The organism is Brevibacillus laterosporus DSM 25, from assembly GCF_002706795.1.
GTDB classification, from domain to species: domain Bacteria; phylum Bacillota; class Bacilli; order Brevibacillales; family Brevibacillaceae; genus Brevibacillus_B; species Brevibacillus_B laterosporus.
On record NZ_CP017705.1, the window covers coordinates 343,206 to 359,495 of the forward strand.

Genomic DNA, 16,290 nt, shown 5'->3' on the forward strand with positions numbered 1-16,290 from the left:
TACGTCTTATTCGAGATGGAACTAAAAGACTAATTTATCAGACTTATATGGATCATTTTAAATTCATCCTGCCCAAAACTTTATTCCGCATCGGTTACAAATAAATTACCTTTTTGTTATGGTACGAGTAAATTTGAACACTTCATCCGCTGCTCTTTGACGCCCTCCAGACTTATGAAATGACTGACTGATTTTTTTTGCCTTTTCCTGATAAATCGGATTTTCTAAAACCTCGTGAACAGCTTGTTTAATATCCTCTGATGATAGATTTTCAAAATCTAACAAAACCCCTGCTCCAAGCTCCTTCACCCGTTGTGCTATCATAGGTTGATCATTAACAATGGGCAGCATAACTAACGGTACTTCAAAATAAAGTGATTCACTTATGCTATTCATACCACAATGGCTAATAAACACATTTGTGTGACGTAATACGTCTAATTGAGGGACATAATGACACACAATAAAGTTATCTGGTATATCCCCTAATTCTTCCATTGTTGTATTCTTTCCAATGCTAAGTACTACCTTACCATCTACGTCTTTTAAAGCCGTAAAGCATTTTTGATAAAGCTCTAGCTGTTGGTTTACGATCGTTCCCATAGAGATGAAGATGACTTGTTTTCCTTTTAACTCATCAATGGGAAAATCACCAAGGTGACTGCTATCTGGTATTGAAGGACCTACAAAAATATAGTTGTCATTAAATTGCTCACTATTTCTCTGGAAATAAGAAGAAGTGAACACAATATTTAAATCAACTGGTCCAGGATTCGATAAAAAAAATCCCGCTAATGAAACTTTATATTTGCTTTCTAATTGCTTATTACGTTCTTGTATTTTTTCCGATTGCAGAAAATTTTGAAGCGTAGTCAGCCTCTCTAGCTTCCTTTTTTCATCATCTGAGCCTGTTAGTGTCATATTTTCATGGGGATCATTTGAAAATGCAAATGTAGTCCAAGTAGCAATGGATAATAACTTACATTGGTGAGCAATCCAGGTACCTACCATCGTTTGTGCATCGTATAAGAGATAGTCATATGTCTCATTCGTAATTTCGTTTTGTATGGTATCCGTTATCATTTCTATGGCATGTAGAAATTGCAGGAAAAACTCCACCGGCTGTGAATTCACCAAATTACTAATTTCTTGAAGTATTTCTTGCGCTCTTTGATCCACAGGCCGAAATATAGCTCCTGTTTGTTCAATTTTCTCTTGAAAATGATTGGACGAATAATAGACAATCTGCTCCCCGCGCTTTACTAAATCTGTTACTAGCCCTAACGTTGGATTTACATGACCTTCTCCCAACATACTGATGTATAGTGCCTTTGCCATTTGCTTCCCTCCCATAATAAAGGTTGTTCTACTCCCCATTCAGTTTTTTTACAGGATGCCCACGGAAATCCGTTAGAACTGCTACTTGTGAATAAGGCACCCTACAAAACCAAACGAATTTATTATTTGTTTGGATTATAACAAACAATTTTATTTTTTGTCTACATTTTATTCACATCCCTTTCGTTCCGTATTCTTACGTATTAGCTATTTACAGTTTTGAATTTCTAATAAATTCAGTTCATGAAATTACACAGAAAATGAATTTGCGTAGATAAAAAAGAAATTAGGCTTACGTTTTTTTAAAAACACCATCTATTTAATGGTACAATTCTAAATAGATAGATAACTAAAGCTGAAGTATCAATCTCTACGATTTTCTCGTTTTACTTGCATTCTTATTAGGAAAAGGTAGTGAATCAGGTCATAGGAGGACGTATTATGGCAACAGCAACAGATATTTTTTGGAGACCAATCGTCGGAAGCGGCTATGAACATTTGCGATTAGTAAAAGACGATTACAAGATAACGGTTGACAGTTTAGTAATTGGAAAGACTGACGAAGGGGCAATTTTTCGTGTACAATATCAAATTATTCTTGACACGAATTGGATCGTCCGCAAAGTAACAATACAGTGTATTGGCAAAGAACATTCCCTGATACTGACCTCTAATGGGAGAGGAGAATGGCGGGATGCGCATGGAAAGGTCATCTCCGCTTTAGCAGGATGTATTGATATCGACATATCCTGTACCCCATTTACGAATACACTCCCTATCAATCGCTTAGAGCATACCCTCTCTACTCCACAGGAAATCTCTGTGGTTTACATATCAGTACCCGATCTATGTTATCGTCAGGTAAAACAGACCTATACTCTGATGAAAACAAACCATACTGAATCGATTTTTACCTATCAAAGTGGCAGTTTTACAGAAAATATCAAGGTAGATACTGACGGAATCGTCACAGAGTATCCGCAATTGTTTTTGCGCGAATATGCCCATACTTAAAAATGTGATTGTCCTATATAAGGATGCGGCAAATCATATAGCTTTTGAATAGCTGCATTCAGCACAATACCTAGGCCTACTAATGAATTAGCATAAGTAGGCTTAGATTTTATGTTTTCAAATGCACGCAGGCACTCGTTAATTTGCACTGAGTAAAAGGGGAAATAAGCTATTTTCCTTTCACTAGCAACAAATATTTTTTCAGCTAATACTGGATCATTTCATACCGACAAACCTCACAGTCCCCCTTGTTTGTTGTATTAAAAATCTTTTAAGCTGAGCTTGAGATCCTGATAGCCATACAATGAGCCTATTTTTACTGAATCGAAGCCAAATATTCCTTCCATATGCATGCAACATAAGTGCATTACTCAGGTCTGACTAGCTTAGTTGACGAAAGTTATTTTTGTAATATATTTACATTATATAAATTTTATGTATATAATAAATCATTTAGAATGATCTGTCTACAGCGGCTTGATGATATATAGAGTCAGGTTAACTAGCAATCATAACAGTCATTTATCATTTGCACCTATTAGTTGGGATGTTGACATTATCTAGTAAGATATCCCCTCCACTATCCGAAAATAGCTCGTGTGTTTTCGTAATCATGATTTCTCTCTGCTCATAGGAATTCATACGATCATACCTACTCCCTACATCAAATCCGGTTTTAAACTCTTCCATTTCCTTGTATCATGATCCACTCCTTTCTTTTTATTTATAGTTGAAGCTGTTAAAATACCTTTTTCAAAACAAAAAGCCAGAAACCCTTGCTGTACAAGGACTTCCGACTCTCTATAGCCATGTTTGGAATTACACTTCCATGATGATAGGTAAAATCATTGGTCTTCTGCGTGTTTGTTCGTATAAATAACGACCAAGTGTATCTTTTACATTATTCTTAAGTGACGACCATTCATTTACTTTTTCATCCATACATTTTTGCAGAGTTTGGGCTACGATACGATTTGCCTCTTCCATCAATTCTTCCGACTCACGTACATATACGAAGCCACGAGAGATAATATCAGGTCCAGACACGATAGTACCATGTTGTTTACTGAGGGTAACGACAACAACCAGAATTCCATCTTGGGATAATAATTTGCGATCACGTAGAACGATGTTACCTACATCGCCTACGCCCAGTCCGTCAATAAGAACGTTGCCTGCATGCACTTTAGGACCGTATCTTGCCTGACCCTTTGCAATTTCCACGGTATCTCCATTATCAAGTAAGAAGATATTCTCAGATGCTACTCCCACCTGTTCAGCAAGTATTGCATGCATACGCTGCATACGATACTCCCCGTGAATCGGGATAAAGTATTTAGGTTTCATCAGGTTAAGCATTAAACGTAGCTCTTCCTGGCTCCCGTGTCCAGATACGTGAACGGTACCATTTGGCCCATGTCCTCCGTAAATTACTTCTGCACCTGCTCGGCATAGGTGATCGATGGTTCGGGAAACGTATTTCTCGTTCCCTGGAATTGGTGTTGCTGCTATGATTACTGTGTCTCCAGGCATCATGTCAATCTTCCGATGGGCGGATCGGGCAATACGGGTAAGCGCTGACATAGGCTCTCCCTGACTTCCTGTTGACAGAATAACTACTTGTTCTAACGGTAGTTTATTACATTCATCGATATCTACAATAATCCCTTCTGGAACATGTAAATATCCTAAATCCATACTTATGGTAATAACATTGATCATGCTGCGTCCTACTAAAGTTACTTTACGATTGTATTGAACAGCAGCATCAAAAACTTGTTGGATACGATGAACATTTGATGCAAACGTGGAAACGATAATTCGCCCCTCCGCTTTATGAAAAACTTCTTTTAATGCTTTCCCTACTGAACTTTCAGATCCAGTAAAGCCTGGACGTTCCGCGTTCGTACTGTCTGATAACAGACAGAGTACGCCTCGTTCCCCAATTTCCGCCATTTTTCCGAGATCAGCTCTTTGATTGTTTACGGGGGTTTGATCAAACTTAAAATCTCCGGTATGGACGACATAACCTTCAGGGGTTGCTAAGCATACACCGACTGAATCAGGAATACTATGATTTACTCTGAAAAACGTCGCTGTTAATGTACTGCCAAGATTTACTTCTGAATCGCTATTGATCAAGTGACGAGTGGTTGTATTTAGAATACCCGCTTCCTTCAATTTAACATCAATCAGACCTAACGTTAACTTTGTCGCATATACCGGCACATTAAGGTGACGCAATACGTAACTTAGTCCTCCAATATGATCTTCATGTCCATGTGTAATAATAATTCCGCGTACTTTATCACGATTTTCTTCCAAATAGGTAATATCGGGGATTACCATATCGATCCCCAGCATTTCTTCCTCTGGGAATTTGAGACCCGCGTCAATAACAACGATGTCATCATCGGTCTCTACTACGTACATGTTCTTACCAATTTCGCCAACTCCGCCCAGGGCAAAGATAAGAACACTTTGATTCAACTTAGACAATGAATGTACCTCCTATATTTAGTTGTCAAATTACACCTCAAATTAAACCGCCCCAAATCGCTTATTTCTATTATATCCGAATTAAAAACAGGAATACAAGTAAGAAAAGCATATATATAAATTTATCTAAGCATTATTACGCCCAGCAATGATAGGGGTTTGCACATTTCTCCTAGTATTCCCACTCGCAAATATTTGTAAAGATATGGGACAAATAGCGTAGCTAAGCATCTCCATCCATGTACCGTGCTACCTTATAAAACAATTTGTAAACAGGAAAAGACAACCATTCTATCTATAAGCATAAAAAAATCGCTGAGTAGTCACTTTGATATGACATACCCAACGATTTATTAAAATGCTAGTAAAATAACGGATTTCATTCCCGGCATGAATGATTTCACAGCAACACTCTAAAGCCATTCATTTATATAGCTAGCTTCTTCGGCCGTCAAATTCACAAGCGGTAATCGAACACCGCCTACCTCAATCCCTTTTTTGTTTAATGCAGCCTTAATTGGTGTTGGATTGGGATATTTGAATGCTCCTTCAAATATCGGAACTAGCTGACGATGAAGAGCTGCTGCTCTTGACGTATCTCCCTTGAAGAACGCATCCATCATTTCTTTCATCTCTAGACCAATTATGTGGCTCGTTACGCTCACTATTCCAACTCCACCAATGGAAAGTACAGGTATAGTTAAACCATCATCACCACTATATAACTCAAAGCCTTGAGGTGCATGCTCAATGATCTGTGCCATTTGTGTAAGATTTCCAGATGCCTCTTTGATACACACTACGTTTGGTAGCTCAGCTAAACGCAAAGTGGTGTCAGCTGTCATGTTAACTCCTGTGCGTCCAGGGACATTGTACAACATGATTGGTAGCTCTACCGCCTCACTAATAGCCTTAAAATGTTGGTACAGTCCTTCTTGTGATGTACGACTATAATAAGGGGCCACTAGCATTATTGCATCTATACCCGTTTTTGCTGCTTCTCTGGAAAAGGTGATACTTTCTTCTGTGTCATTACAACCCGTACCAGCAATTACTTTAACCCTACCCTTAGCTTTTTGTACACTAAAAGCAAATAAATCAAGCTTTTCCTGTCTAGAGAGAGTTGGTGATTCTCCCGTTGTACCACTTACCACGAGTGCTTCTGAGCCTGTGTCTATTAGATAGTCGATAAGCTTTTCTGTGCGATCCCAATCAATCTGACCCTTGTCATTAAAAGGTGTTACCATGGCAGTCACAATATGCCCGAAAATAGCCATGTTTCATCTCTCCTCTGTCTTCCACTTTCCTTATAGGCTCTCTAATTCCTATTTTTCTTATATTACAAGCGAGCATTAGACAAATCAAACTTCTGATGCAATGCTCGCACAGCCCTAGCCATATCCTCGTCATGTACTAGTACCCAAATGGTTGTATGCGAGTCGGCAGATTGTAGTATCTGTATCTCCTCATTGGTGAGTGCTTCTACAATATAAGCCATAACACCAGGTACTCCTGCAATGCCAGCACCAATTACCGATACCTTTGCACAATGAGGCATTAGTTGAGGCTCATATCCCATGTCAGCTAAGATAGTCGCCGCCTTTTCAGCCATGTGATCGTGTACCGTATAAGCGACACCTAGTGGATTTACATTAATAAAATCAACACTGATGTTATGCTGTGCCATCGCTTTGAAAACCTGAAGCTGAGTATCATATTGTCCTTCTTTAGAGAATACCTTGATCTGTGTAATATTAGGAACATGAGCAATCCCCACTACAAGTCGGTCACTAAATGATTCATTAAAACGACCTAACTCATGTAGACTAGTAACCAATGTTCCTGGATCGTCTGAGAACGTGGAGCGTACACGTATTGGGATATTTGTTTGCATAGCAATTTCTACAGCGCGTGGGTGAATAACCTTAGCACCTAAGTGTGCCATGTTACAAATCTCAGTATACGTAACGGTATGAAGTGACTTAGCCTCATCTACTATTCGTGGATCGGCCGTCATAATGCCATTTACATCTGTAAAGATATCAACCATGTCAGCTTTTAAGGCAACGCCAAGTGCTGTTGCTGTCGTATCGCTTCCTCCACGACCTAAAGTGGTCACTTGCCAATCTTCCGTACGGCCCTGAAACCCCGGAACAATAACAACACGCCCTTGCTCAAGCTCTTGTTGAATACGATCAGGTTCAATTGTTAGGATTTGTGCGTTACTAAAATCATTAGTGGTTATGATATTAGCTTGCCCACCCGTTAAAATTGTGGACTCGATGCCTCTCTCATTAAGCATGCTGGAGATGACGCAGGCGGAAATAATCTCCCCTGTATGCAATAACAGGTCGTTTTCGCGCGCCCGTAGGCTGTCCCCATTTTGTCGGATCAATTGTAATAGCGTGTCAGTGGCGTAAGGATCACCCTTACGCCCCATTGCTGACACTACTATTATCAAGGAAAAGCCTTCCGCCAGTGCTTTTTCAATGTGGCCAATTGCCCGATTACGATGATCCTCCGTTGTTAAGGATGAACCCCCGAACTTTTGGACAAGTATTTTCATGAAACCTCTCTCCTAGCTGTTGGCCTTGATAAGCTCCTCGGCAATTTGTACGGTGTTCCAAGCAGCACCCTTTAATAGATTATCTGATACAACCCACATATGGATGCCTCGTGGATGCGTTAAATCTCGGCGAACACGACCGACAAAAACTTCAAGCTTATCCGCAGAATCGGTAGCCAATGGATATTTTTGTTCTTCAGGGGAATCGACAAGCACAATACCAGGTGCATGTGCTAGTATAGATTTCACTTCTTCCAGTTCATAGTCATTTTTAAATTCGATATAAACGGACTCACTGTGACCTTTTACTACTGGAATACGCACACAAGTAGCTGCAACTAAAACTTGATCGTCACCCAATATTTTCTTTGTTTCGTTTACCATCTTCATCTCTTCATACGTAAATCCATTGTCTGTGAAAACATCAATTTGCGGAATCGCATTAAAAGCAATCTGATGATGAACAGGAAGTTTAGATACCGGCAGTACATTTGCTTCCGGCTCTTTCCCATCTAGAATGTCTCTGGTTTGAGTCAACAGCTCATTGATCGCTTGAGCACCCGCACCAGATACAGCTTGATACGTAGAAACAATAATCCGATCTATTCCAAAACGGTCATAAAGAGGCTTTAATGCTGCAACCATCTGAATGGTAGAACAATTAGGGTTTGCAATGATTCCTTTGTGTTTGCGTGCCGCATCCATGTTAACTTCGGGCACAACCAATGGAACTTCCGGATCCATTCGATAAGCACTGGTATTGTCAATGACAACTGCTCCGTGACGTACAGCGTGTGGAGCTAATTCCTTACTAATCGCCCCTCCTGCACTGAAAAGCGCAAAATCTACACCGATAAAGCTATCAGGTGTTGCTTCTTCAATTGTCACTTCCTTACCTTTAAACAGCACCTTTTTACCAGCCGATCTTTTTGAAGCTAATAACTTCAGTTGACCGATTGGAAAATTTCGTTTCTCCAAAAGCTGAATCATTTGCTGTCCTACTGCTCCTGTCGCTCCCACGACTGCGACATTTACCTTCAGTTGGTTCTCCATCTTTTTCTCCTCCTAAGAGCCTGTTAGCTGCATCAATAATGGAATCTTTCTATAAGCAAAGGTTGCAACTGACGATGTTGTATAGCTAGCTCGCACGTTTCTTTAATGAGGTCCATTCGTGCTACCAGCGAGTTCGGTTTTTTGTCAGGCGCATCCTGCCCAAACGGAACAAAATAAATATTTTTGGTAGCTAGAAGTTTTGCAATATTAGCCGCATTTAAACCAAGTCCATCATTGGTTGAAATTGCCAAGACGACTGGGTGTAGGTTGCGCAAGGTTGCTTTTGCAGCCATTAAAACAGGGCTATCTGTGAGTGCGTTCGCCAATCGGCTCGTGGTGTTACCTGTGCATGGAGCAATCACCATAACGTCAAATAGCTTGGAAGGTCCAAGCGGTTCTGCATCAGGAATAGTGGTGATAATCTCTTCGCCTGTAATCTGTTTTAATTGGTTTTGCCAATGGTTAGTCGTTCCAAAACGTGTATCAGTGGTCATCACGGTCTGGCTCGCTATGGGTACAACACGTGCTCCAGCATCTACTAAACGCTGAATTTGCGGCATGGTTTCTTCCAATGTACAATGGGAGCCCGTTAACCCAAATCCGACCGTTCTTCCCCTCAGATCGCTCATGATGTTCCCTCCTGATTGTCAGCTTGCTCCGATAGTAGTCGCGCTAAGGTATTGGCAATAATTTGCCCGGCTGTTTTCGGTGCAACGATTCCAGGAAGGCTTGGGGCAAGGATCGCTTTGATTCCACGACGTTCTGCATAACGAAAATCGGTTCCACCCGGCTTAGAAGCAATATCTAGGATAAAAGCAGTCTGTGGCATCTGTGCAATGATGTCTGATGTAATAATCAAATGTGGGATTGTGTTAAAAATAATGTCCACTTTTGATACATATAGTTTAAAATCATCAAGATCAAAAGCATCAATGCCCATCTCATTACTACGTGCTATGTGTTCTGGACGTTTTACCCCCACCTTAACATGTGCTCCCAATGCATGCAAAGCTCTAGCTAATGACATTCCTACTCGACCTAATCCGAGAACAATCACATCAGAGCTGTGAATCGTAATATCAGTGTTTTGGATCGCTACCATCAATGCTCCTTCCACAGTAGGAATGGAATTATAGATAGCCACGTCGTCACGATTTAATAGCTCTTTTAGCGGAACGTTATACATTTTTAATAGCTCTCTCAGATAAGGCTTCGCCATCCCGGTATAGACAACGCATTTTTCTGGTAAAGCTTCAAAATGCTCCTTAGAGAGTTGAATACTTTTTGTAGAAAAAATGCTTTCAATCATTCCTTTGTCATCCGTACCGACGATAGGTAGGATCAGGGCATCAACATCTTTTAACACATCGCATGTTAATGGTTTCTTCGTTGCTCCTGTAAAGCTACTCTCCAAGTTATCAAATCCAATAAGAGTAACTGTGGCGTCCAACTGAATGCATTTTTTAATGACTTCCAGTTGACGAGCATCACCGCCAATAAAAGCAACATGTTTTCCCGTCAGCATGCCGTGTTCCCCTTTCCAAACATTTTACGCAAGATAACCTGGAAACGCAAAGAATTTTTCCAAGTCCTTTGGAAAATGTAAAATAGTTGACGAACCGTTTTTTGTTCACGGTCGAGTTACATTTCGTGCACTTCGTTAATCTACCGTCATCCTATTCGAACACCTATCGTTTCGTTACTGGAGATTCCTTTGAAAATTGGTTTTGTATAGGCTGTAACTGTACAATTATCATATCAGGACCGATTTGTACAATAGACTTCCAAGGAATAATGATGTCTGCTTTTTTCTTCCCTATTCCAAATAAAGAGTTATTTGAAACAACAATGGCAGTAATTTCTCCAGTTATCGGATTAATTTCCATATCGGATTGTGCTACTACTCCACGTTTTTCTCCATAATCAATATCAACGATCTCTTTGCCACTAAACTCGCTTAATCGCATTTTATTTCCTCCTTTGTTTGTCCACTCACAGCAGAATATACGAAAAAGCTGAACAGTTTATACGTAAGAATGTAGCAAAAGAGAATTTTTTCTAAAATAATTATGAGATTACCAATAAAAAAGAGGCTTCTCTCTAAGCCTATTACGACTTAGGAGAAGCCCTTTCTCCACTCACTTATTTACCAGTAGAACCGAATCCACCTGCACCACGCTCTGTTTTCTCCAACTCGTCAACAATTTCTAATCGTGCTTGAGTCACTGGCATAAAGAGTAATTGGGCAACTCGATCTCCTTTTCTGACCACAAATGGTTCAGTTGTGTCTAAATTCTGCAACAGCACTTGAATCTCACCCGTATAATCACTATCAATAACTCCGACGGCATTCGTTAATGATATACCGTGTTTAAACGCGTTGCCGCTACGTGGGAACACCAAACCTACCATACTCGCGTCAGGCATTTGTACAGCAATCCCTGTAGGAATTTTGGCGCGTTCCCCAGGAGCAATCGTAATTTCCTGTTCAATGCATGCTGCTAGATCAAGTCCAGCAGAACCTGTTGTTGCATAATGCGGTAAAGGAATATCCGTTCCAATCATCGGAGACATTTTCTTAATGTTTACAAACACAAAAGACACCTCTTTTTTAAGTTAAGAATACATTTGCATCAACATTTTCTGGGAATGCTTCCAACGGACTAACCATGGCCATCGCCATTTTGGAGTGGAATAATTCTTTAGCCACTGCTAAAACAGATTCCTGACTTACACGATCTACCTTCGCGATAATTTCGTCTAATGTAAGGTGTCTGCCATGTAACAGTTCATTTTTACCCAAACGATTCATACGACTGCTAGTGCTTTCTAAGCTTAGCATCAAGCTACCTTTAAGCTGTTCTTTTCCTTTGTTCAGTTCTTTTTCTGTAATTCCATTTGTACGAACGTCATGTAGAACATTAGACACTATGTCGAATACTTTTCCTACATGCTCTGGTGCTGTTCCCGTATAAATATTAAATGTACCAGATTCCTTATATGAGGAGTGGTAAGAATAAACGGAATAAGCTAGACCGCGTTCTTCACGAATCTCTTGAAACAAACGAGAACTCATGCTACCACCCAAAATATTGTTTAAAATAATTAAGGAATAAACATCGTCATGTCCAACAGCATAGCCAGGCATAGACAGGCATAGATGAGCCTGCTCGGTCTGTTTTTGATGTACAATGCTTTGACCTGTAAAGGTTGGTGTAGCGATATCCATTGTTTTACCTGTACGCTGGTACGTAGAAAATAATGATTGAACCAATGTAATTAACTCATCGTCAAAATTACCGGCCACTGTAATTACCGTGTTCTCTGGTAAGTATCGTTGCTCAATATATGTCAACAAATCCTCACGTTTCATGCCTTTTAGCACGTCTTCTTTTCCCAGTATCGTATACCCGAGCGAATGATCTGCATAGGAAGCGCGTGCAATCAGGTCGTGCACCAAATCATCTGGCGTATCCTCATACATACTGATTTCTTCTAGCACTACGTTCTTTTCTTTCTCCAATTCCTCTGCGTCAAACACGGAGTTAAAGTACATATCGGATAAAATATTGAGAGCAAGCGGTGCGTGACGATCAAGTACACGCGCATAATAGCAAGTATATTCTTTGGATGTAAAGGCGTTTACGTTCCCACCAATTTCGTCAAACGCTTCAGCTATCTCTTTCGCACTGCGAGTCGTAGTGCCTTTAAAAAACATGTGCTCTAGGAAATGTGAAATCCCGTTATTTTTCTCATTTTCATATTTTGAACCCGTTCCTACCCATATGCCTAAAGCAACGGATCGAACACTAGCTATTTTTTCGGTAACAATCCGGACACCATTTGCACACGTATATGTTTGAATCAAATCTGATCCCCCTCTATCAATCTGCTATCTCTGGCTTATGCCACACAGGGAAGCGATCATAAAGTCGCTTCCCTGTTGTACATGTTACTGATAAGCGTTTAGCTTTCAATTGAAAATAACATGTCTTACTATAGCAAAAAATAGCGTCCGGTACAATATTCCACAAGATTCTACGGTAAACGACGGCTAGAAATTACCTCTGAAACAGTCGTTGGTTTCAATCCTTTTTTCTCAGCCAGTGTCAACATTTGATCCAGTCCTTGAGCTGAAGGTTCAGTAGGGTGCATCAGTATGAGTACTCCTTTATCTAACTTCTTGCGAATACGCTCTACCATCGTTCCAACCGGTGGATTCTTCCAATCAACAGTATCTGCTGTCCAAAGAATTGTCTTCATTTGGTAATCCTGATGCGCAATTTCTACCACCCGTTGATTAAAGGAACCAGATGGTGGAGCAAATAAAGTAGGTTTTAAGCCGATTGTCTGAGAAATGATGTCTTGCGTTTTACTGATCTCTTGGCGAATACGTGCCTCTCCCAGCTTGCTCATATCTGGATGAGAATACGCATGGTTGCCTATTTCATGACCTTTGTCATAAATTTTCTTCGCTAGCTCGGGGTTTCGTTTGACCCAAGATCCATCTAAGAAGAATGTGGTTTTTACTTTATGCCTATCTAATGTAGTAAGAATTTTATCAAGGTATTCATTACCCCAGGCCACATTAATCATGAAGCTTACTGCTTCTTTTTTGGGATTACCTCTATAAATAGGATGAGCCCCTAGCTGTTCTACCTGTACCTTTGGCATCTGCTCTTTAAAAACAATTGCACTTTCATCCTGCTTGCCTGTTTTCTTCATTTGGGCAATCGTTGCGTTAATATCGATTACTCGTCCGTTATATCCGGGAATCGCTTTCCAAACAGGATCAAGATAGGCGTCTTGTGGTGCTTCCTCTCGCTCCTTTTGCCACTGCTCTATTTTTTCTCTAAATGGCTCTTCAATTGTAATTTGACCTTGCACTGGAGTAACGCCAACTTTTAGTTGTGTAACATATGTGCTAACAGGAGATGAGGTTACTAAGCCAAACAGTAACGCTCCACAAACAGTTGCTACCGCCATATATTTTCTTGTTTTTTTGGAATGCTGTTTCACAATTTCATCACCTTTGCTTTTATCTATCGAGTTCTTCTTCCTTATTCTCTATCCTCTTTGTCCAATCTATGTAGAGAAAGTTCTCGATAGAAGCAAAAAAAGCTTGCACCCACATAGTTTCCCATGATCGGCAAAGCTTTTTGGCTATCTATTATTCAGTTGCTTCTGGTGCAGCTTGTGCTTGTTCTTTTAGAACAGCTTTACGCGAAATATTAACGCGACCTTGGTCATCAATCTCCGTTACTTTAACCAAGATTTTATCACCTACAGAAACTACATCTTCCGTTTTAGCAACGCGCTCTTCCGCTAGTTGTGAAATGTGGCAAAGTCCTTCTTTACCCGCAAACAACTCGATGAAAGCCCCGTATTTTTCAACACGTTTAACAGTTCCCAAGTAAGTTTGACCAACTTCTACTTCGCGTACCAAATCCTCGATGATTTGTTTTGCACGTAGGTTCGCTTCTGCATTCGTAGATGCGATAAAGATACGACCATCTTGCTCAATATCGATTTTAACACCTGTTTCTTCGATGATCTTATTGATAATACGACCTTGTGGCCCAATAACGTCACGAATTTTTTCTGGGTTAATTGACATTGTCATGATCTTTGGTGCGTAAGGAGACAAGTGATCACGCGGAGCATTGATCGTAGCTAGCATGCTTTCAAGGATATGCATTCTGCCTTCCTTCGCTTGCGTCAATGCTTGCTCTAGGATTTCACGGTTGATACCTTCAATCTTGATATCCATTTGAAGAGCTGTAACACCTTCAGCCGTACCTGCTACCTTAAAGTCCATATCTCCCAAGTGGTCTTCCATGCCTTGGATGTCTGTCAAGATGGAGAAATGTTCACCATCTGTATCCATGATCAAGCCCATTGCAATACCGGCAACTGGTGCTTTAATTGGTACCCCGGCATCCATCAATGCAAGAACACTACCGCAAATAGACGCTTGAGAAGTAGAACCATTAGATTCGATTACCTCTGATACTAGACGAATTGTATATGGGAATTCTACTTCACTAGGGATGATTGGTTCAATTGCTCTTTCACCCAATGCACCGTGACCGATTTCGCGACGACCTGGAGGACGAAGTGGACGTGCTTCCCCTACACTGTATGGCGGGAAATTGTAATGATGCATGAAGCGTTTTGTTTCTTCAAGACCAAGTCCATCCAAAATTTGTACATCACCGAGTGCTCCTAATGTACAAACGCTCAATGCTTGGGTTTGACCGCGAGTAAATAAACCAGAACCGTGTGTTCTAGGTAAAATACCCACTTCGCTCGACAATGGACGGATTTCAGTAAGTGCACGACCATCTGGGCGAACTTTTTCATGCGTAATGAGACGACGAACTTCCTCTTTAACCATGTTGTAAAGAATTTCGCTAATTTCTCCCGCATGTTCTGGATATACCTCAGCAAAATGTGCTTGTGTATCTTCTTTAACAGCATCGATCGCTTCAGCACGAGCGTGTTTCTCTTCTACGCGAACTGCTTCACGTATTTTCGCATCAGCAAAAGCACGCACAGCTTGGTCAATTTCTTCGTCCACACTATGCAATACTACTTCCATTTTTTGTTTGCCAATTTCAGCTACGATGTCATTTTGGAAAGCAACGATTTTCTTGATGTAATCGTGACCATGCATGATCGCTTCTAACATAATTTCTTCCGGTACTTCTTTTGCACCAGCCTCTACCATGTTAATAGCGTCCATCGTACCTGCTACCACTAGATGAATATCACTTTTCTCTTGCTCAGCAATCGTAGGGTTGATAATAAATTTACCATCGATACGACCTACAATAACACCTGCAATCGGACCATTAAATGGAATTTCAGATGTGCTTAATGCAGCAGAAGTACCAATCATTGCTGCGATTTCTGTTGAACAATCCTGATCAACGGAAAGAACAGTATTTACTACTTGTACATCATTACGGAAGCCTTCCAAGAATAGAGGGCGGATTGGACGGTCAATTAATCGGCTCGCCAAAATAGCTCTCTCGCTTGGGCGACCTTCTCGCTTAATAAATCCACCTGGAATTTTACCTACTGCATATAAGCGTTCTTCATAGTTTACCGTTAATGGAAAGAAATCCAAGTCTTTTGGCTCTTTAGAAACGGTAACCGCAGATAGAATGGTGGTATCTCCGTAACGCACTAAGACCGAACCTTGTGCCTGTTTTGCAACTTTTCCAAACTCAAGCGTAAGTTTTCGGCCTGCTAAATCAAAGTCGAAAGTACGATATTGTTGCTCCATTCTTTTAGCAGTCCTCCTTAAATAGACCATAGTCTAACATGATTCTTTTCTATCTCTATGTATTATTTCCTGCTGTGGCAGAAATAAAATAGATATGATAATAGAAAAAGCGGGAATTCACCCGCTTTTTCAGACGTGCCGATTAACGGCGAAGACCAAGTTTGTCAACCAATGTACGATAACGAGCAACGTCGCTGTCTCTTAGGTAACCTAAAAGGTTACGGCGTTGACCTACCATTTTCAATAGACCACGACGGCTGTGGTGATCTTTCTTATGTGTGCGTAGGTGTTCGTTAAGATTGTTGATGTTTTCCGTAAGAATTGCGATTTGAACCTCAGGAGATCCAGTATCGTTATCATGTGTACGGAATTCGTTGATCAATTGAGTTTTACGCTCTTGAGTAAGTGCCATTCGTACTCACCTCCATTAAATTTCCCATTAGCTGAGCATGCCGTCGGTGAGAATCGGACAGCCAAGCTAGAGGGTCGTTCTGCTTAGAACAGTACAGATTATAGCATACTTTTTTTC

14 protein-coding genes are annotated in these 16,290 nt (G+C 40.5%); 1 reads left to right on the top strand and 13 read right to left on the bottom strand.

Features of this window, described 5'->3' with window-relative positions:
- Positions 1-105 precede the first annotated feature (105 nt).
- The gene (locus BrL25_RS01590) at positions 106-1,338 is read right to left on the bottom strand and encodes a macrolide family glycosyltransferase (RefSeq protein WP_018670886.1); all 1,233 of its coding nucleotides are present in this window, start codon (positions 1,336-1,338) and stop codon (positions 106-108) included.
- Positions 1,339-1,779: 441 nt separating this feature from the next.
- Here BrL25_RS01590 and BrL25_RS01595 point away from each other — a divergent pair, with 441 nt between their 5' ends.
- The gene (locus tag BrL25_RS01595) at positions 1,780-2,352 is read left to right on the top strand and encodes a putative glycolipid-binding domain-containing protein (protein ID WP_018670885.1); all 573 of its coding nucleotides are present in this window, start codon (positions 1,780-1,782) and stop codon (positions 2,350-2,352) included.
- Positions 2,353-3,171: 819 nt separating this feature from the next.
- On the opposite strand, the gene BrL25_RS01600 is transcribed toward BrL25_RS01595, so the two are convergent.
- From BrL25_RS01600 to rpsO, 12 genes are all read right to left on the bottom strand, one after another.
- On the bottom strand, positions 3,172-4,851 hold the full coding sequence (locus tag BrL25_RS01600) for a ribonuclease J (protein WP_018670883.1): 1,680 nt from the start codon (positions 4,849-4,851) through the stop codon (positions 3,172-3,174).
- A gap of 413 nt (positions 4,852-5,264) precedes the next feature.
- Complete coding sequence (gene dapA / locus BrL25_RS01605) at positions 5,265-6,128, bottom strand: 4-hydroxy-tetrahydrodipicolinate synthase (RefSeq protein ID WP_018670882.1); 864 nt, start codon at positions 6,126-6,128, stop codon at positions 5,265-5,267.
- Positions 6,129-6,190: 62 nt separating this feature from the next.
- A complete protein-coding gene (gene dapG, locus BrL25_RS01610; RefSeq protein WP_018670881.1) occupies positions 6,191-7,417 on the bottom strand; it encodes an aspartate kinase in 1,227 nt (408 codons plus the stop codon).
- 12 nt (positions 7,418-7,429) lie between these two features.
- Entirely contained in the window at positions 7,430-8,470 is a 1,041-nt protein-coding gene (locus BrL25_RS01615) for an aspartate-semialdehyde dehydrogenase (protein WP_018670880.1), read from the bottom strand.
- Between the two features lie 32 nt (positions 8,471-8,502).
- Entirely contained in the window at positions 8,503-9,099 is a 597-nt protein-coding gene (locus BrL25_RS01620; RefSeq protein WP_018670879.1) for a dipicolinate synthase subunit B, read from the bottom strand.
- A complete protein-coding gene (gene dpsA / locus BrL25_RS01625) occupies positions 9,096-9,995 on the bottom strand; it encodes a dipicolinate synthase subunit DpsA (protein WP_018670878.1) in 900 nt (299 codons plus the stop codon). Before dpsA ends, BrL25_RS01620 begins: the two co-directional genes overlap by 4 nt.
- 163 nt (positions 9,996-10,158) lie before the next feature.
- Positions 10,159-10,437: a YlmC/YmxH family sporulation protein gene (locus tag BrL25_RS01630; RefSeq protein ID WP_018670877.1), complete on the bottom strand. Its 279-nt coding sequence runs from the start codon at positions 10,435-10,437 to the stop codon at positions 10,159-10,161.
- 175 nt (positions 10,438-10,612) lie between these two features.
- On the bottom strand, positions 10,613-11,065 hold the full coding sequence (dut, locus tag BrL25_RS01635; protein ID WP_018670876.1) for a dUTP diphosphatase: 453 nt from the start codon (positions 11,063-11,065) through the stop codon (positions 10,613-10,615).
- A gap of 16 nt (positions 11,066-11,081) precedes the next feature.
- Positions 11,082-12,338 carry a M16 family metallopeptidase gene (locus BrL25_RS01640; RefSeq protein ID WP_018670875.1) on the bottom strand — a complete coding sequence of 419 codons (1,257 nt, stop codon included), beginning with the start codon at positions 12,336-12,338 and terminating at the stop codon, positions 11,082-11,084.
- Between the two features lie 170 nt (positions 12,339-12,508).
- Complete coding sequence (locus BrL25_RS01645; protein WP_018670874.1) at positions 12,509-13,489, bottom strand: polysaccharide deacetylase family protein; 981 nt, start codon at positions 13,487-13,489, stop codon at positions 12,509-12,511.
- Between the two features lie 151 nt (positions 13,490-13,640).
- A complete protein-coding gene (locus BrL25_RS01650; RefSeq protein ID WP_018670873.1) occupies positions 13,641-15,761 on the bottom strand; it encodes a polyribonucleotide nucleotidyltransferase in 2,121 nt (706 codons plus the stop codon).
- A gap of 142 nt (positions 15,762-15,903) precedes the next feature.
- Positions 15,904-16,173, bottom strand: coding sequence for a 30S ribosomal protein S15 (gene rpsO / locus BrL25_RS01655; protein WP_003336966.1), 270 nt, complete (start codon positions 16,171-16,173; stop codon positions 15,904-15,906).
- Between the last annotated feature and the right edge of the window lie 117 nt (positions 16,174-16,290).